This window comes from Nonomuraea muscovyensis, from assembly GCF_014207745.1.
In the GTDB taxonomy this organism is placed as follows: domain Bacteria; phylum Actinomycetota; class Actinomycetes; order Streptosporangiales; family Streptosporangiaceae; genus Nonomuraea; species Nonomuraea muscovyensis.
The window spans coordinates 919,429-935,473 of record NZ_JACHJB010000001.1 but is presented as its reverse complement, the minus strand read 5'-3'; the positions used below and the strand labels follow the sequence as shown (position 1 = coordinate 935,473).

Here is a 16,045-nt window from a genome sequence, read left to right as displayed (position 1 = left end):
CTGGCTGTTACCTGTGCTCATGACCATCGAAACCCCGCACGGGGCTCTGCGGCGCCCGGCCGAGCTGGCGCGGACCATCGACGTCTCCGGCCTGGTGGACGCCGAGGGCGGGCTGGTGGATCGCGTCATCTTCACCGACCAGGAGATCTACCGGCAGGAGCTGCGCCGCGTGTTCGCGCCGAGCTGGCTGTTCCTGGCGCACGCCGACCAGTTCCACAAGCCCGGCGACTTCTTCACCACCTACATGGGCGAGGACCCGGTCATCGTCACCCTCGACCGCAACCGGCGGGTCCGGGCGTACCTCAACTCCTGCCGCCACCGCGGCGCCCGCGTGTGCCGCGCCGACTACGGCGCCACCCGCAACTTCACCTGCACTTACCACGGATGGTCCTTCGACCTGGAAGGCAAGCTGGTCAGCGTCCCGAACAAGGCCGGCTACCCGGAGTCGTTCGACACGAGGGAGTGGGGCCTGGTCGAGGTGCCCCACATCGACAGCCACCGCGGCCTGATCTTCGGCACCTGGAACCCCGACCCGGTGCCGCTGCGCGAGTCGCTGGGCGACATGGCCTGGTACATGGACGCGATGCTCGACCACGACGACGAGGGCACGGTGGTCGTGGGCGGCGTGCACAAGTGGGTGCTGGAGGGCAACTGGAAGCTGGCCGCCGAGCAGTTCGCCACCGACTGGTACCACGTCAACATGAGCCACGCCTCGGCGCTCATGGTCCTCTCGCCCACGGGCAAGGGCCCCAAGGACGAGATCGTGCACCGCACCGGCCGCCAGTACGGCAGCCCGAACGGCCACGGCGCCGGCTTCCCCGTGCACCCGAAGAACCGCTTCGACGCCAAGACCGTGCACCAGTGGACGGACTACGCCGCGCTGCGCGAACGCCTCGGCGAGGCGCGCGTCGAGGGCCCGCTCACCAACGGCCACGCCACCGTCTTCCCGAACTTCTCCTACCTGCCCGTCAACGGCTCCATCCGCGTCTGGCATCCGAAAGGCCCGGACCGGATGGAGGTGTGGGCCTGGACGATCGTGGACAGGTCCATGCCGCCCGAGGTGCGCGAGGCGCAGCGGCTGTACAACCTGCGCACGTTCGGCCCGAGCGGCATCTTCGAACAGGACGACGGCGAGAACTGGAGCGAGGTGCAGGCCGTCGCGCACGGCTTCGTCACCAACAGCGTGCCGCTCAACTACCAGATGGGCCTCGGCTCCGAACGCGACGACGGCCGCCACCCCGGCCAGACCAGCGAGCTGTACAGCGACGCCGCCGGCCGGGCCTTCTACGCGCGCTGGCGCGAGCTGATGACCACCCCCGCCTGGCACGAGGAGGGCAAATGACCGACGGCATCCGGGTCGCCGCGCTGGACGACGTCCCCGAGGGCGAGGGCATCGCCATCGACAAGGCGATCATCGGCACCGAGGACAACGTGGCGCTGCTGCGCGACACCGACGGCGGCCTCTGGGCGCTGAACGACACCTGCACGCACGAGGACGCCTCCCTGGCCGACGGCTGGGTCGAGGACGGCTACGTCGAGTGCCCCCTGCACTCCAGCAAGTTCTGCCTGAAGAACGGCGAGGTCCAGGGCCTGCCCGCCACCCGCGACACCTGCCCGCACCGGGTCGAGGTGCGCGACGGCGAGGTCTACCTCTTCCCGAACCAGACGCCATGAACGTCGTGATCGTCGGCGGCGGGATCGCCGGGGTCAGCACGGCCGCGGCCCTGCGCGCCGGCGGCTTCGACGGCGACCTCACGCTGGTCGACGCCGGCGAGTTCCCCTACGACCGCCCGCCCCTGTCGAAGGACTACCTGACCGGGGCCAAGGACCTCGGGCGGATCGCCCTGCAGCCTCCGCAGTGGTACGACGAGCAGGCCGTCCGGCTGATCAACCGAACGCGCGTGACCGGGCTGCGACCAGGCGGCGTCGAGCTGCAGGACGGCACCCTGCTGCCCGCCGACCGGGTGGTCCTGGCCACCGGCGGGGGAGCGGCGCGCCCGCCCATCCCGGGCTGCGAGCGCGCGCACGTGCTGCGCACGGCCGAGGACGCCGACCGGTTGCGCGCCGTTCTGCGGCCGGGTGCCCGTGTGCTGGTGGTCGGCGCGGGCCTGATCGGCGCAGAGGTGGCGTCGAGTGCCGTCGATCTCGGCTGCGAGGTCGTGCTCGCGGACCCGGTGGCCAGGCCGCTGGCCGCCGCGGTCGGCGCCGAGCTGGCCGCCTGGCTGCACGAACGGCATGCGGTCCGCGGCATCACCACCGTCCAGGCCGGGGTGGAGTCGTTCGAGGACGGAGCCGTACTCGCCGGAGGACGCGAGGAGTTCGACGCGGTGGTGCTCGGTGTCGGCATGGTGCCCGAGACCGCGCTCGCCGAGGCGGCCGGGCTGAGGGTCGATCGCCGCATCGTCGTGAACACCGGACAGGTCACCTCGAATCCGGCGATCCTCGCGGTCGGTGACTCCGCGCGCAGCCGCGACGGGCACTGGGAAGCCGCCCAGCACGACGGCGCACGGGCGGCGGCCACCATCCTCGGGGCACCGCCTCCGCCGCCCGCCGCCCCCTGGTTCTGGACCGACCGGCACGGCCGCCACGTCGAGGCCGTCGGCCACATGGCGCAGGCCGACCGGACCGTGCTCCGCGGCTCCTTCGCCGACCCCGCGTTCTCGGTGTTCGGCCTGCGCGACGGGCTGGTCGTGGCGGCCGCGGCCGTGGACGACCCCAACGCCGTGCGGGCCGCCCGCCGCATGATCGACCGCCGGATCCCGGCCGATCCGGCCCGGCTGGGGGACCCCGCCGTGAACCTGCGCACGCTGCTGCGCCCCTGACGTGCCGCTCTGCGGCACATTCCGGACGTGCCGCTCTGCGGCACATCTCATTCCCATCCGCCCTGAGAAGGGATCGAATGACATCGTGAGCACCGCCACCGAGTCGCGGGCCGGGACGCGTGCCGACCGCGACACCCACTTCGAGGTCGAGCAGTTCTACTACGAGGAGGCCGACCTCCTCGACGCCGGTCGCTACGCCGACTGGCTCGACCTGCTCGCCGACGATCTCGACTACTGGATGCCCACCCGTACCAACCGGCTGCGCCGCCAGCAGGCGCTGTCCGTCGCGGCCCGGGGCGAGGCCGCCTTCTACGACGAGAGCAAGGAGAGCCTGGCCTGGCGCGTCCGCCGCTTCGACTCCGGCATGGCCTGGGCCGAGGACCCGCCCTCGCGGACCCGCCACCTCATCAGCAACGTGCTGGCCCGCCACGTCGACCCCGCCGAGCACCCCGGCTTCACCGCCGACGACCTGCTCGTCCGCTCGGTGTTCCTGGTCTACCGCAACCGCATGGAACGCGAGGAGAACGTCTTCGCCGGCAGCCGTACCGACATCCTGCGCCGTACCGGGAACGGCCTCCAGGTCGCCCGCCGGACCATCCTGCTCGACCAGAACATCCTGCTGGCCAAGAACATCTCGACCTTCTTCTGATCGGAGCCTCTGTGAAGCACCACAGCGTGACCACCACGCTCGGCGAGATCGCCGTCGCCGAGACCGGCGAGGGCCCCGTCCTGGTGATGCTGCACGGCGGCGGCCCGGGCGCCTCCGGCGTCGGCAACTACCACCAGAACCTGCCCTCGCTGTCGCGCCACTTCCGCGTCGTGCTGCCCGACCAGCCCGGCTTCGGCGGCAGCTACCGCCCCACGGAAGAGGACCTGGACAAGCGCTCCATCACCGAGATCACCGTGGACGCCCTCTTCCAGGCGCTCGACGCCCTCGGCATCGACACCTTCCACCTGCTGGGCAACAGCCTCGGCGGCGCCGCCGCGATCGCCATGGCCCAGGAGCGCACCGACCGCGTCACCAGGCTCGTGCTGATGGCCCCCGGCGGCGGCTGGCTGCCGTTCGGGCCCACTCCCACCGAGGGGCAGAAGGAGATGTTCCGCTACTACAACGGCGGCGGGCCGAGCGAGAAGAAGATGGCCGCGTTCATCCGCACCATGGTCTTCGACCACAGGCAGTTCGGCGAGGACGTCGTCCAGGCCCGCTACGAGGCCTCCCTCGACGAGAGCCACATCGCCTTCTACCACCGCTACAACGCCGCCTTCGCCGAGCGCGGCGGCATGGACCCGCTGTGGAGGGACCTGCACAGGATCAAGGCCCCGACCCTGCTGCTCTGGGGGCGCGACGACCGCACGATCACCCTCGACGGCGCCCAGCTCATGCTCAAGCAGATCCGCGACGTGCAGTTGCACGTGTTCGGCCGGTGCGGGCACTGGGTGCAGCTGGAGCGGCAGCGCGAGTTCGAGGACCTCGTGACGGGATTCCTGACGTGAGCGGCTGGCTCGAGGGCCACGTCGCCCTGATCACCGGCGGCGGCTCCGGCATCGGCCGCGCCGTCGCCGAACGCTTCGTCGCCGAGGGCGCGTCCGTGACCATCCTGGGCCGCGACCCCGACCAGCTCGGCCAGGCGATCAGCGACCCGGACAGGATGCACGCGGTCACCGCCGACGTGCGCGACTCCGACGCGCTGCACGTCGCCGTCGCCGAGACCGTCGAACGCTTCGGCAAGCTGGACACCCTGGTCGCCAACGCCGGCGTGTGGGACTACCAGCGCCAGCTCACCCGCCTGTCCGGCACGGAGATCGACGCCGCCTTCGACGAGGTCTTCTCGATCAACGTCAAGGGCTACCTGCTGGCCGCCGAGGCCGCCTGGCCCGAACTGGTCAGGACGCGCGGCAGCATCGTCATGACGCTGTCCAACTCCTCCTTCCACGTCAACGGCGGCGGGCCCCTCTACACCGCCAGCAAGCACGCCTGCCTGGGTCTCATGCGCGAGCTCGCCTACGAGCTGGCCCCCAAGGTCCGGGTGAACGGCGTCGCCTGCGGCGGCATGAACACCGACCTGCGCGGCCCCGAGACGCTGGCGCTCGGCGACCGCTCGATCGCGGCCTCCTTCGCCAGGAGACGTGCGGCCCCGCCCATCCCGCTGCACGACTCCAGCACCGACCCGCGCGACTTCACCGCGCCCTACGTCCTGCTCGCCGCCCGCGAGCAGAGCGGCACCATCACCGGACACGCCATCTCGGCCGACGGCGGCATCGGCGTTCGGGGGTTCGCCCGCGCCGCCGGCGGCGACCACCTCTGAGGAGCCGACCGATGACCCACCCCCATCCGCCGAACTCGGGATCCGGCGTCGATGTCAACCCCGCCGCGGCCGTCGCGCGCAACGCCCGCCATTTCGGCGACTCCACCGTGATCAGCTACGCCGGCGGCGACCTCACCTACGCCCAGCTCGACCTGAAGGCGGCCCGGCTGGCGACGGTCCTCGCCGACGGCGGGGTCGGCGACGGCGACCGGGTCGCCTACCTGGGGCTCAACAGCGCCTCCTTCCTGGTGACGATGCTGGCGTCGTTCCGCCTGGGCGCCGTCTTCGTCCCCGTCAACTTCCGGCTCGCCGAACCCGAGCTGCACAGCGTGCTCCAGCGGAGCGGCGCCACCGTGCTCGTGTGCGAGGAGGGACACCGGGCGAGCGCCGAGCACGTGCGTGCCGCGACCCCGCTCAGCCGCTTCCTCCTCATCGACGACGACCCGGACGTGCCCGCCACCGAAGGCGTCACCGGATGGGAGCTCTGGTCCGGCCCGATCGCCGCGGCCCAGCCGTTCCCCTCGGTGGCGGCCAGGACCTTCGACGACCCGGCGATCCTGATGTTCACCTCCGGCACCACCGGCCTGCCCAAGGGCGTCATCCTCACCTACGGCAACGCCTGGTGGAACTCGGTCAACGTGGACGCCATGCTCGACACCCGCCGGGGTGACGTGACCTACGCCGCCGCCCCGCTGTTCCACATCGGCGCCCTCAACAGCTTCGCGCTGCGCACCCTCGTGCGCGGCGGCACCGTGGTCGTGCGCCGTCAGTTCGACCCGGTCAGGTTCCTCGACGACCTCGTCACCCACCGGGTGAACTCGATGTTCGCCGTGCCCGCCATGCTCGCCGCGCTCAGCCGCGTCCCCGGCGTCTTCGACGCCGACCTGTCCCACCTGCGCTCGGTCGTCGTGGCGGGCGCGCCGGTGCCGCCGTCCCTGATCGAGCTGTACGCCTCACACGGCATCCTGCTGCAGCAGGCATGGGGACTCACCGAGACCGCGCCGTTCGCCACCCACCTGCCCGCCGAGCACACCCTGCGCAAGCTCGGCTCCGCCGGCATCCCCATGCCCCACACCCAGGTCCGGGTCGTGGACGCCACCACCAACCAGCCGCTCAAGCCCGGTGAGGCGGGTGAGATCGTCGTCCGCGGCCCCAACGTCACCCCCGGCTACTGGGAGAACCCCGAGGCCACCGCGGCGGCGTTCGACGACGAGGGCTGGTTCCACTCCGGCGACGTCGGCTACCTGGACGAGGACGGCTGCCTGTTCATCGTCGACCGCCTCAAAGACATGATCATCAGTGGTGGGGAGAACGTCTACCCGGCCGAGGTGGAACGGGCCCTGTCCGCCATGCCCGGCGTGGTGGACGTCGCGGTCGTGGGCAGCCCCGACGAGCAGTGGGGCGAGACGGTCGTGGCGGTGGTGTCCCCGGTCGAGGGGACCACGGTCACCCTCGACGACGTCCGCGAGTACGCCGCCACCCAGCTGGCCCGCTACAAGCTGCCCCGAAAACTGAAGATCGTCCAGGACCTGCCCAGGAACGCCTCCGGCAAGCTGGACAAGACCGTCATCCGCCGGCTGGCCGAGGAGGAGGGCTGAGATGTTGCCGGCGATCGACGGCGTCCGGCTGGAGCGATGCGCGACCGGCCACCTGCGCGAGGCGTATCCCGCGGGTGCACACGACGTGGAGGTACGGGTCTCCCCGGCCGTGACGGGAGAGGCCATGACCCGGCTGCTCCAGGACACCACCGACGCCGTGGCCAGGGCCGATCCCGCCTGCCGCCGCCTGGTCTGCCCGGTGCCGGAAGGCGACCTGGACCGGATGGCGGCGGCGGAGTCCGCCGGCTACCGCTATGTCGTCGACGTCGATCTGCCCGGCGAGCAGCTCAGCCTGCTGGTCCACGAGCCGGACTGGGTGACCAGGACCGACATGGACCTCGGCCACGTGCCGGGCAGCTGATCACCTCACGCGGTGGCGCGCAGGCGGTGGGCGCGGGACAGGGCCTGGGAGGCCGCCGCGCTCACCCGCCGCAGCGCCGGCTCCCGTGCCCGGGTGTCCAGCCTGCCGATGGGGCCCGACACCGACATCGCGGCCACGGCCGTGCCGCCCCGGCCCATGACGGGGACGGCGATGCAGTGCAGCCCGACGGTGGACTCCTCGTCGTCGAAGGCGACGCCGGTGCGGCGGGTCTCGGCGATCGAGGCCGCCAGCCTGCCGGGGTCGGTGATGGTCTTGGGCGTGAACGCCCGCAGGCCGGAGGCGAGCACCCGGTCGAGGGCGTCATGGTCGTAGGCCAGCAGCACCTTGCCGACCGCGGTGCAGTGGGCGGGGACCCGGCCGCCGATGCGCGAGGGCGAGCGGACCTGGCGGTGGCCGTAGAGCTTGGACAGGTAGACCACGTCGGTGTCGTGCAGGGCGGCGAGGTGCACGGTCTCGTGCGTCAGCTCGTACAGGTCGGTGAGGAAGGGGATGAGCAGGTCGCGGATGCGGTCGTGGTCGGGGACGTAGACGTGCCGGCCGAGCTCGTGCAGCCGCTGGCCCAGCCGGTACTTGCCCGCGATCTTCTCCACGACGCCGTTGCGCTCCAGCATGCCGAGCACGCGGAACGCGGTGCTCTTGCTCAGCTCGGCGCGGCGGGCCAGCTCGCTGACGCCGAGCCCGGTGCCGGCTTGGTCACCGAACGAGATCAGGAGACTGACCGCCTTGTCGATGGCCGCGCGGTCATCGCGGATGACGGCCGTGCCCATGGTCAACCTCCTTGTGTCACTTATGAGTGACGACCTGGACATTACAGTGGACAGAATGCGGCGGCCGACGCATGTCTGTCAAGATGGACGTGGCGTCAGTTATAAGTGACATGGGGGCCTGGTGGACTACAACGAGCTGGTCGCGCGCAATGTCCGCAGGTTCCGGCGGGAACGCGGCCTGTCCCTCGGCGAGCTGTCGCGCCGCTCAGGACTGTCCAAACAGACGCTCTCGAAGGTCGAGCAGGGCATCGGCAACCCCACGGTCGACACGCTGTCCGCGCTGGGCGACGCCCTCGACGTCTCGCCCAGGCGCCTGTTGACCGTGTGGGGCAGCGCCGTCTACGTCCAGCGCGAGGCCACCGAGACCTGGCAGCGGCAGGACGACGGTTCCGCCGAGCGCGTCCTCGACCAGGTCTACGGCTCGGGTTACGTGCACACAAGCCTCCTGACCTTGGAGGGGGAGGGTCGCGTGCGCTCCTTCCCCGGCCACTCGCTCGGCACCCTGATCCACCTGTACGTCATCGCCGGCGCGCTGCGGACCGGCCCCCTCGAAGAGCAGGTGGACCTCGCGACCGGCGACTTCGTCCGCTTCCCCGGCGACATCCCCTACCGGCACACCTGCCTGGCCGGCCGGATGCTCGCCCACGTCGTCATGACGATCCCGCAGGCCGGGCAGTTCGGCCCGCCCGCGGGCTGACATCGAGCGGCAAGCGGGCCCTGACCATCGGTCAGGCACGCGGTGACGTGCCACGGTGCGGCACGGGAACGTGCCCTCCTCCTCCGCCGGCTCTTCCATGCTCTTGTACCCCCAGTCCTCAGCGGAGGAGTCCCTTCCATGTCCGAGACCGCCGTACCGTCCGGGACAATCGCGGCCGAACCGAGCCGCAGCGTCTCGCGCGTCGCCGCCGCCAGCCTCATCGGCACCACCATCGAGTACTACGACTTCGCCGTGTACGGCACCGCCGCCGCCCTCGTCCTGGGCCCGGCCTTCTTCCCGACCGGCACCCCGGCGGCGCAGACCCTGGCCGCCTTCCTCACCTTCGCGGGCGCCTTCCTGGCCAGGCCCGTGGGCGTGGTGCTGTTCGGCACCCTCGGCGACCGGCTCGGCCGCAAGCCCGCACTGGTCTTGTCGCTGCTGCTGATGGGCGCGGCGACCGTCGGAGTCGGCCTGCTGCCGACGTACGCGAGCGCCGGACTGCTGGCGCCGGTGCTGCTCGTGATGCTCCGCCTGCTCCAGGGCGTGAGCATGGGCGGCGAATGGGGCGGCGCGGTGCTGCTCGCGGCCGAGCACGCGCCTCCCCGGCGGCGCGCGATGTACGCCTCCATTCCGCAGGCCGGCCCTCCGCTGGGCTTCCTGCTGTCCAGCGCGGCGATCCTGCCGACCCTGGCCATCGCCGGGCGGGACGGCTTCGCCGCCGGGGCGTGGCGCATCCCGTTCCTGCTCAGCGCCGTGCTCATCGTCATCGGCATCTGGGTGCGCAGCCGGGTCGAGGAGTCGCCGGTCTTCGCCACGACGCCCCGCCAGGCCACGTCCCGCTTCCCGCTCGGCATTCTGCTCAAGGAGCACCCCGGCCGGCTGGTTCTCGGCATCGGCGCGGCGATCGGCGGCTCGTCCGTCTACTACCTGACCACCGTCTACAGCCTGCAGTACGGCCCCGCCGTGCTCGGCGTCCCGCAGAACACGGTGCTCGTCGCCGCCAGCATCGCCGCGACCGCCGGCGCCCTGGCCACCGTGCCCATCGCCCGCCTGGCCGACCGGGTGGGCCGGCGTCCGGTCATGCTCGCCGGTCTCATCGGCTGCGTGCTGTGGGTGCTTCCCATGTTCGGCTCTCTGCGGACTGGGAACGGCCTGCTGATCACCGGTGCCTTCGCCATCGGGCTGCTGTTGTTCACGCTCAGCTTCGCGCCGATCGCCGCGTTCCTGCCGGAACTGTTCCCCGCCCGGCTCCGCTACACCGGCGCCTCGACCACCTTCATCCTGGCCAACACCCTGGGCGGCGGCTTCGCGCCGGTCGTCGCCACCTGGCTGAACACGCAGTGGGCCTCCCCGCTGGTGCTCGGCGTCTACGCGGGCACGCTCTGCCTGGTGAGCCTCGTCTGCGTGCTTGTCCTGCCCGAGACCCGCGAGCAGGAGTTCTCGTCCTGACGGTGTCGCCTGGTAGGGCGTTTACATGGACGAAATGGTCCTTTACGCTGGACCAGCGTCCATTGTGGTGGTCGCACGAAGGATGGTGGAGACCTCCATGGCCACGCCCTACCTCGACCCCGGTCCCGCCGCCCGCGAAGCGGGGCCGGACCAGCAGACAGCCGTCGACAAGGCGCTGACCCTGCTGAAGTCGCTCGCCGAGCACGACCGCGAGATAGGCGTCAGTGAGCTGGCGCGGCGCACCGGGCTGACCAAGTCCACAACGTTCCGGCTGCTCGGCATCCTGCAGCGCAACGACGTCATCGAGCGGGTCGGCAGCGACTACCGGCTCGGCCCCCGCCTGTCCGACATCGGGGCCAAGGTGTACGGCCCGACGTCACTCGTGCTGCGCGAGCGGCTGCTTCCCCACCTCGCGGACCTGTACGAGCTGACCCACGAGACCGTGCACCTGGCAGTCCTGCACGACACCGACATCATGTACGTCAACAAGATCCACGGCCACCGCCCGGCCCGCTGTCCCTCCCAGATCGGGGCCCGGCTGCCCGCCTACTGCACCGCCGTCGGCAAGGCGCTGCTCGCCTTCGACCACGACGCGGCCGAGGCGGCGATCGCGGCGGGGCTGCCCGCGCGCACCGACCACACCCTGAGCGACCCCGGCCGCTTCCGCGCCGAGCTGCGTCGCATCCGCCAGGACGGCATCGCCTTCGACCGGCAGGAGGCGACCCCCGGGCTGGTGTGCGTCGCCGTGCCGATCATGGGTCCGGCGGGACGGCCGGTGGCAGCCCTGTCCGTGGCCGGCTCCCAGCGCCGCTTCGACCCGATGCGTTTCGCCCCCGCGCTGCGCCGGGTCGCCTACGAGGCGTCCCGCGCCGTGCAGCGGGGGTGAGCGGGCGCTTCAGCGGGCGCGCTCACCGTGGGTGCGGGGCACCCGCACGGCCCCGGTGCCCGGCTGGACTCGCGGCACGCTGACCACGACGTGCACCACGCTCTCGCCGTCCAGCGACTCGTAGACGTGTGGTCGGTCGCCCGGATAGCGCACGAAGTCGCCGGGCCCCAGCTCGACCGCCGAGTCGACCGGGCCCACCCGGACACGGCCGCTGATCACGTACAGGTGCTCCAGCGTGCCCACCGGGTGGGGAGCGGAGGGATCGGCCGAGCCGTCAGCGGCCACCGGGGCGATGCGCAGGAGGTAGTTCTCGATCACGCCGGAACCGTAGACGTGGTCGAGCGAGCGGGACTCGTAGCCGCCGTGCCGCTGCCACACCACCTCGTCGCGGCGCTGCACCACCATCACCTGCTCGCGCTCGGCCACCAGCCGGGTGACCGGGACCCCGAGCGCGTTCGCCACGGAGAACAGCGTGTCCACGGTGGGATTGCCCACCCCCTGCTCGATCGTGGACAAGGTCTGCTTGGCCAGCCCCGCCTGCCGGGCCAGCTCGGCCAGCGACATGCCCCGCTGTTCCCTCAGTAGGCGCACATTGCGCGCCACAACGGCGTTTCCCGACGACACGGCACCCACTGTAGGTGGAACGCACCGTCCATCGCATTCCCATGATCTCGTGGCCGTGCCGCAGACCGGCACAAGGCGAAGCCCCGCCCGGATGCTCCGGGCGGGGCTCGGGGGCCTCGGTCAGCCTTCCAGGTCATGGGCCAGGCGCAGCCACGTGGCGAAGAGGTCGGGGTCGATGTCGGCCGGAGTGCGGAGCTTGACGGCGGCCATCTGCCGGGCGGCCGGCTCCAGCCGGCCGGAGGGGTCGGAGATCTCCTGGCCCCGCCACAGACCGAACGTCACGTAGGAGGGGTAGGCCTTGAAGTAGGCCACCGGGGTCTTGCCCGGAGCCCCACCGAGACTCCAGACCGGGTGCCCGTGCCAGACCGCCCCCGGCTGGGGGAGCGTGGCGTCGACGATGGTCTGCAGCTTCTCGGCGATCTCGCGCAGGGGCTGGTCGAGGGCCGCGGTGTACTCGGTGACGGTGGCGGGCTTGGTCATCTCTGGCTCCTTTAGGCGGGCTGGTAGTGGAGGTTCAGGACACCGGACCTGAACGTGGTCGAATCGACCAGCTTGAGCGGCAGGCGGCCGGTGCTCTCGTCGAACAGCCGGGTTCCGGCGCCGAGCACGATCGGGTGGACCATCAGGTGGAGTTCGTCGATGAGGCCCGCCCGCAGCAGCGCCCTGGTCAGCGTGATGCTGCCGGTGACGCTGATGTTCTTGCCGGGCAGCTTCTTGATCCTCTCCAGCTCGTCGATCACGTCTCCGCTGATCACGGTGGAGTTGTTCCACTCCGCCGTCCGCATGGTGCTGGAGACGACCAGCTTGCGGATGTTGTTCAGCCGGTCGGCCATCTCGCCGGTCTGGTGGGGCCAGACCGCGGCGAAGGACTCGTAGGTGGCCCGGCCCAGCAGGAGCGTGTCCGCCTCGGCCTGGATCGCCATGACCGCCGCGCCCATCTCCTCGTTCAGGTAGGGGAAGTGCCACGTCTCGGGCGACTCCACGACGCCGTCCAGCGAGACGAACAGCCCGGCAACGATCTTCCGCATGGTTTCTCCTCGGGGATGCACTGGTGTGTGATTCAGACGGACGTACGGAAGCGGGCGGCGACCAGGGAGACCCAGCCCATCGCGATCATGACCCCCGTGGCGAGCGTCACCGAGCCGGCCTGCCCGCCGGTGATCGCCCAGCCGTCACCCACGATCAGGGCCACGCCGGCCAGGTGGGAGCCGACGGCCATGCCGCGTGCGCCGGTGCGGGTGAAGTGCCGGCCGAGGACGAAGCAGGCCGCGGCGAAAGCGATGAACGTCACCGACCCTGCCACCATGTGCATGATGCTGTGCCAGCTCATCGCCGCCGGCGGCCCGGCAGGCGTGCCCACGGGGAAGCCGTCGGCCGGATCCATGACGAAGACGCCCGCTCCGATCATTCCGATGCCGGCGACCCGCGTCAGGCGCGGCACCCAGGTGCCGCCGGGCTTGCCGTACAGGGCCTTGCCGAACCCGAAGGAACCGGCGATGAGCAACGAGCCGACGATCAGGAAGTTGGAGATCTGGATCCAGCCGAGCGAGCCGGTGGCGAGCTGGCTGAGGGGGTGGCGGACCAGGTCGAAGCCCTCGCGGGTGAACGCCTGCGTCAGGGCGATCACGGTCCAGACGGGCATGGCGGCCGCAGCGGCGGTGAGCAGCGTGCGGGTGGAGGCGCGGCCGCGGGTGATGGTGGTGGTCATGTTCCCGGTTCCCTTCGTGGTTCTGCCAACGCGTCGTCCAAGCGATGTGACAGGGAACGCAGGAAGCTAGGGTTGCTCAAAAAGGAGTACGGGATGCGATTTCTCTTGACGAGCGTGGGCGAGCAGAAGGCGGACGAGACGCTGCAGATCGAGATGGGCAAGTTCATCCAGGAGCTGACCCAGGCCGGGGTCCTGCTGGCAACCGGCGGGATGGAGCTGGGAGGCAGCGTGCTCAAGTCCGTCGGCGGCGAGCTCACGGTGACCGACGGACCCTTCGCCGAGGCCAAGGAGTTGGCGGGCGGGTTCGCGCTGATCGAGGTGGGGTCCAAGGAGGAGGCGCTCGAGCTGTCCCGCCGATTCTTCAAGATCATCGGTGATGGTGAGGGCCGGATCCAGCAGATCTACTGAATTCGGCAGATCTCCTGATGAGTGCCGCCCGGGACGCCCACGGGGCGGTCGACGCGGTCTGGAAGCTCGAGTCCGCGCGGATCATCGCGGGCCTGACCAGGATGGTCCGCGACGTCGGCCTGGCCGAGGAGCTCGCCCAGGACGCGCTGGTGGCCGCGCTGGAGCAGTGGCCCGAGCAGGGCGTCCCGGACAACCCCGGCGCATGGCTCATGACCGCGGCCAAGCGTCGCGCGATCGACCACATCCGCCGCAACGAGCGGATGGGACGCAAGCACGAGGAGATCGCCCGCACGCTCGATCGGCAGGATCCCGAACCCGACGACGACGTGCTGCGCCTGATGTTCATCTCCTGCCATCCCGTGCTGCCCGCCGAGGAACGGGTCGCGTTGACACTCCGGCTGCTCGGCGGCCTGGGCGCCCCGGAGATCGCGCGGGCGTTCCTGGTGCCGGAGCAGACCGTCTCCCAGCGCATCGCCAAGGCCAAGCGCACCCTCGCCGAGGAGCGGGTCCCGTTCGAACTGCCGCCGGGACCGCAGCTCGCCGGCCGGCTGACGTCCGTACTCGACGTCATCTACCTGATCTTCAACGAGGGCTACTCGGCAACCTCCGGCGACGACCTGATGCGCCCGTCACTCGCCCTGGAGGCGCTGCGCCTGGGCAGACTGCTGGCCGAGCTGGCACCCCGCGAGGCCGAGGTGCACGGCCTGGTCGCCTTGATGGAGATCCAGGCGTCACGCGCGACCGCGCGCACCGGGCCTTCGGGTGAGCCCATCCAGCTGCACGAGCAGGACCGCGGGCTCTGGGACCAGCTCCTGATCACCCGCGGCTTCGCCGCGATGTTGCGGGCGAGGGAGGCCGGCGGCCCACTCGGTCCCTACGTGCTGCAGGCCGCGATCGCCGTCTCCCACGCGCAGGCGGCAACCGCGGAGGATACGAACTGGGCGCAGATCGCGACCCTCTACGAGACGCTGGGACGGCTGACGCCGTCGCCGGTGATCCAGCTCAACCGGGCCGTGGCCCTCGGCATGGCCCACGGCCCCCAGGCAGGTCTGGACCTCGTCGAGACGGTGGCCGCCGATCCGGCTCTCAAGGACTACCACCTGCTGTCGGTGGTGCGCGGCGACCTGCTGGCCAGGCTCGGCCGCCACGACGAGGCCGCCAAGGACTTCGAACGCGCGGCCGCACTCACCGGCAACGCCGTGGAACGCGCGTTCCTCCTCAGGCGCGCCGCCACCGGCGCGGCCCAGGCCCCCTCCAGGCAGCCGGGCATCACGCTGGGTGAGGCCGCGGAGGGCTTCCTCGCCCGCGGCGACCTGAACGCCGAGACGATCCGCTCCTACGGCCAGACCCTGCGCCGCCTGCGCCTGGACCTCGGCCCCGGCACCCCGCTGGCCGACGTGACCGCCGGGAAGGTGGCCAGGATCTTCGCCGTCGCCTGGGGGACGGCGGCCCCCAGGACCTGGAACCGGCACCGTGCGGCCGTACGCTCGTTCTCGGCATGGGCCGCCATCGAGGACCTGTCGGCCGAGCTGGGCAGGAAACCGGAAAGCCGCGAACGACGCCCCGCCGTCCACGGGCCGGACCTGGAGGCCCTGTGGCGGCATCCGTCCGTGCGCGAACGGGCGCTGTGGCGGCTCCTGCACGAGTCGGGAGCGTCCGCGAGAGCGGCCTTGTCACTCAACATCGAGGACCTCGACCTGACCGCCCGCCGCGGCCGGGTCACCACCAGGACCGGGCCGGTCTGGATCTCCTGGGGATACGGCACGGCCGCCCTGCTGTCCGAACTGGTGGCGGGCCGTACCCGGGGCCCCCTGTTCCTGGCCGACCGCAGACCCGCCCCGGCCCGCCCGCCCAAGCCCGCCGACCTGTGCCCGGACACGGGACGGGGACGGCTTTCGTACGAACGAGCCGAGTACCTCTTCAAGAAGGCCGCGGGCTACACCCTCCACCAGCTAGCCTCCAGAACGAAGCACCCCATCCTGAGCGCACCGGGCGAACAGCAGCCGGAAAGCCGCGACGGAGCAGGTCGTTCTGGACCGGACACACATGCCGGACAGTGTGTTCGGTGAGCCAGGACTCCCTTCACGCTCCTGACACGCTCCTGCCCAGGCCCGGCTCCTGCGGACCGCGGCCGTCAGAAGAGGACGGAGGGGAGGCCGTCCCGCTGGACCCAGGTGATCTTGTTGGTAACCGGCTCCCAGGCCGCACGCCCGGACGGCGGGCGGGCGGAGGGCCGGGGGCGGGGCGGCGCGGGTGCTCGCGCTTTCGGGGTGCCGGATGAGGTGCTCACCGAGAACGGCAAGCAGTTCACCGACCGGTTCGGCGAGGCCGGTCATGTTTCCCAGACGTGTAAGTCCTACTGCGGTTGGGAGGACGTCGCGCTGACGCAGGCGCCTTC

General features: G+C 71.3%; 18 protein-coding genes and 1 pseudogene. 14 read left to right on the top strand and 5 right to left on the bottom strand.

The window, feature by feature from the left end:
* The first annotated feature begins 19 nt into the window (after positions 1–19).
* The 8 genes from FHU36_RS04455 (at position 20) to FHU36_RS04420 (ending at position 7,087) form a co-directional block, all read left to right on the top strand.
* Positions 20–1,342 carry an aromatic ring-hydroxylating dioxygenase subunit alpha gene (locus tag FHU36_RS04455; RefSeq protein WP_185082513.1) on the top strand — a complete coding sequence of 441 codons (1,323 nt, stop codon included), beginning with the start codon at positions 20–22 and terminating at the stop codon, positions 1,340–1,342.
* Entirely contained in the window at positions 1,339–1,674 is a 336-nt protein-coding gene (locus FHU36_RS04450; RefSeq protein ID WP_185082512.1) for a non-heme iron oxygenase ferredoxin subunit, read from the top strand. The genes FHU36_RS04455 and FHU36_RS04450 overlap by 4 nt, the downstream gene beginning before the upstream one ends.
* Positions 1,671–2,822: an NAD(P)/FAD-dependent oxidoreductase gene (locus FHU36_RS04445; protein ID WP_185082511.1), complete on the top strand. Its 1,152-nt coding sequence runs from the start codon at positions 1,671–1,673 to the stop codon at positions 2,820–2,822. Before FHU36_RS04450 ends, FHU36_RS04445 begins: the two co-directional genes overlap by 4 nt.
* A gap of 85 nt (positions 2,823–2,907) precedes the next feature.
* Complete coding sequence (locus FHU36_RS04440; protein WP_185082510.1) at positions 2,908–3,471, top strand: 3-phenylpropionate/cinnamic acid dioxygenase subunit beta; 564 nt, start codon at positions 2,908–2,910, stop codon at positions 3,469–3,471.
* Positions 3,472–3,482: 11 nt separating this feature from the next.
* Entirely contained in the window at positions 3,483–4,316 is an 834-nt protein-coding gene (locus FHU36_RS04435; protein WP_221495768.1) for an alpha/beta fold hydrolase, read from the top strand.
* Positions 4,313–5,128: a 3-(cis-5,6-dihydroxycyclohexa-1,3-dien-1-yl)propanoate dehydrogenase gene (hcaB, locus tag FHU36_RS04430; RefSeq protein ID WP_185082509.1), complete on the top strand. Its 816-nt coding sequence runs from the start codon at positions 4,313–4,315 to the stop codon at positions 5,126–5,128. Before FHU36_RS04435 ends, hcaB begins: the two co-directional genes overlap by 4 nt.
* Before the next feature lie 11 nt (positions 5,129–5,139).
* Positions 5,140–6,726: an acyl-CoA synthetase gene (locus FHU36_RS04425; protein ID WP_185082508.1), complete on the top strand. Its 1,587-nt coding sequence runs from the start codon at positions 5,140–5,142 to the stop codon at positions 6,724–6,726.
* A 1-nt stretch (position 6,727) separates the two neighbouring features.
* Positions 6,728–7,087 (top strand): hypothetical protein, encoded by a 360-nt coding sequence (locus FHU36_RS04420; RefSeq protein ID WP_185082507.1) that lies wholly within the window; start codon positions 6,728–6,730, stop codon positions 7,085–7,087.
* A gap of 5 nt (positions 7,088–7,092) precedes the next feature.
* On the opposite strand, the gene FHU36_RS04415 is transcribed toward FHU36_RS04420, so the two are convergent.
* Positions 7,093–7,875, bottom strand: coding sequence for an IclR family transcriptional regulator (locus FHU36_RS04415; RefSeq protein WP_185082506.1), 783 nt, complete (start codon positions 7,873–7,875; stop codon positions 7,093–7,095).
* 121 nt (positions 7,876–7,996) lie between these two features.
* Here FHU36_RS04415 and FHU36_RS04410 point away from each other — a divergent pair, with 121 nt between their 5' ends.
* The 3 genes from FHU36_RS04410 (at position 7,997) to FHU36_RS04400 (ending at position 10,907) form a co-directional block, all read left to right on the top strand.
* Positions 7,997–8,572: an XRE family transcriptional regulator gene (locus FHU36_RS04410; protein WP_221495767.1), complete on the top strand. Its 576-nt coding sequence runs from the start codon at positions 7,997–7,999 to the stop codon at positions 8,570–8,572.
* Positions 8,573–8,710: 138 nt separating this feature from the next.
* On the top strand, positions 8,711–10,021 hold the full coding sequence (locus tag FHU36_RS04405; protein ID WP_185082505.1) for an MFS transporter: 1,311 nt from the start codon (positions 8,711–8,713) through the stop codon (positions 10,019–10,021).
* Between the two features lie 97 nt (positions 10,022–10,118).
* Positions 10,119–10,907, top strand: coding sequence for an IclR family transcriptional regulator (locus tag FHU36_RS04400; protein ID WP_185082504.1), 789 nt, complete (start codon positions 10,119–10,121; stop codon positions 10,905–10,907).
* Positions 10,908–10,916: 9 nt separating this feature from the next.
* Here FHU36_RS04400 and FHU36_RS04395 read toward each other — a convergent pair whose 3' ends face one another.
* The 4 genes from FHU36_RS04395 to FHU36_RS04380 form a co-directional block, all read right to left on the bottom strand.
* Entirely contained in the window at positions 10,917–11,498 is a 582-nt protein-coding gene (locus tag FHU36_RS04395; protein ID WP_221495766.1) for a helix-turn-helix domain-containing protein, read from the bottom strand.
* A gap of 153 nt (positions 11,499–11,651) precedes the next feature.
* On the bottom strand, positions 11,652–12,011 hold the full coding sequence (locus FHU36_RS04390; protein WP_185082502.1) for a DUF1801 domain-containing protein: 360 nt from the start codon (positions 12,009–12,011) through the stop codon (positions 11,652–11,654).
* A gap of 11 nt (positions 12,012–12,022) precedes the next feature.
* Positions 12,023–12,559, bottom strand: coding sequence for a dihydrofolate reductase family protein (locus tag FHU36_RS04385; protein WP_185082501.1), 537 nt, complete (start codon positions 12,557–12,559; stop codon positions 12,023–12,025).
* Positions 12,560–12,591: 32 nt separating this feature from the next.
* The gene (locus tag FHU36_RS04380) at positions 12,592–13,239 is read right to left on the bottom strand and encodes a DUF998 domain-containing protein (protein WP_185082500.1); all 648 of its coding nucleotides are present in this window, start codon (positions 13,237–13,239) and stop codon (positions 12,592–12,594) included.
* Between the two features lie 93 nt (positions 13,240–13,332).
* Between FHU36_RS04380 and FHU36_RS04375 the strand changes: the two genes are divergently transcribed.
* From FHU36_RS04375 to FHU36_RS46755, 3 genes and pseudogenes are all read left to right on the top strand, one after another.
* Positions 13,333–13,647 (top strand): YciI family protein, encoded by a 315-nt coding sequence (locus tag FHU36_RS04375; protein WP_185082499.1) that lies wholly within the window; start codon positions 13,333–13,335, stop codon positions 13,645–13,647.
* Between the two features lie 17 nt (positions 13,648–13,664).
* Positions 13,665–14,876 (top strand): annotated as a pseudogene (locus FHU36_RS46760) (RNA polymerase sigma factor); the annotation flags it as partial.
* Between the two features lie 39 nt (positions 14,877–14,915).
* Positions 14,916–15,716: a site-specific integrase gene (locus FHU36_RS46755; protein ID WP_376774137.1), complete on the top strand. Its 801-nt coding sequence runs from the start codon at positions 14,916–14,918 to the stop codon at positions 15,714–15,716.
* Positions 15,717–16,045: the final 329 nt, after the last annotated feature.

What these genes read in the sequence shown, in the direction of transcription:
- FHU36_RS04455 (WP_185082513.1), top strand. Translation starts at nt 20, where the DNA reads ATGACCATCGAAACCCCGCACGGGGCTCTGCGGCGCCCGGCCGAGCTG.
- FHU36_RS04450 (WP_185082512.1), top strand. Translation starts at nt 1,339, where the DNA reads ATGACCGACGGCATCCGGGTCGCCGCGCTGGACGACGTCCCCGAGGGC.
- FHU36_RS04420 (WP_185082507.1), top strand. Translation starts at nt 6,728, where the DNA reads ATGTTGCCGGCGATCGACGGCGTCCGGCTGGAGCGATGCGCGACCGGC.
- FHU36_RS04400 (WP_185082504.1), top strand. Translation starts at nt 10,119, where the DNA reads ATGGCCACGCCCTACCTCGACCCCGGTCCCGCCGCCCGCGAAGCGGGG.
- FHU36_RS04380 (WP_185082500.1), bottom strand. Translation starts at nt 13,239, where the DNA reads ATGACCACCACCATCACCCGCGGCCGCGCCTCCACCCGCACGCTGCTC.
- FHU36_RS04415 (WP_185082506.1), bottom strand. Translation starts at nt 7,875, where the DNA reads ATGGGCACGGCCGTCATCCGCGATGACCGCGCGGCCATCGACAAGGCG.
- FHU36_RS04385 (WP_185082501.1), bottom strand. Translation starts at nt 12,559, where the DNA reads ATGCGGAAGATCGTTGCCGGGCTGTTCGTCTCGCTGGACGGCGTCGTG.
- FHU36_RS04445 (WP_185082511.1), top strand. Translation starts at nt 1,671, where the DNA reads ATGAACGTCGTGATCGTCGGCGGCGGGATCGCCGGGGTCAGCACGGCC.
- FHU36_RS04390 (WP_185082502.1), bottom strand. Translation starts at nt 12,011, where the DNA reads ATGACCAAGCCCGCCACCGTCACCGAGTACACCGCGGCCCTCGACCAG.
- FHU36_RS04375 (WP_185082499.1), top strand. Translation starts at nt 13,333, where the DNA reads ATGCGATTTCTCTTGACGAGCGTGGGCGAGCAGAAGGCGGACGAGACG.
- FHU36_RS04405 (WP_185082505.1), top strand. Translation starts at nt 8,711, where the DNA reads ATGTCCGAGACCGCCGTACCGTCCGGGACAATCGCGGCCGAACCGAGC.
- FHU36_RS04425 (WP_185082508.1), top strand. Translation starts at nt 5,140, where the DNA reads ATGACCCACCCCCATCCGCCGAACTCGGGATCCGGCGTCGATGTCAAC.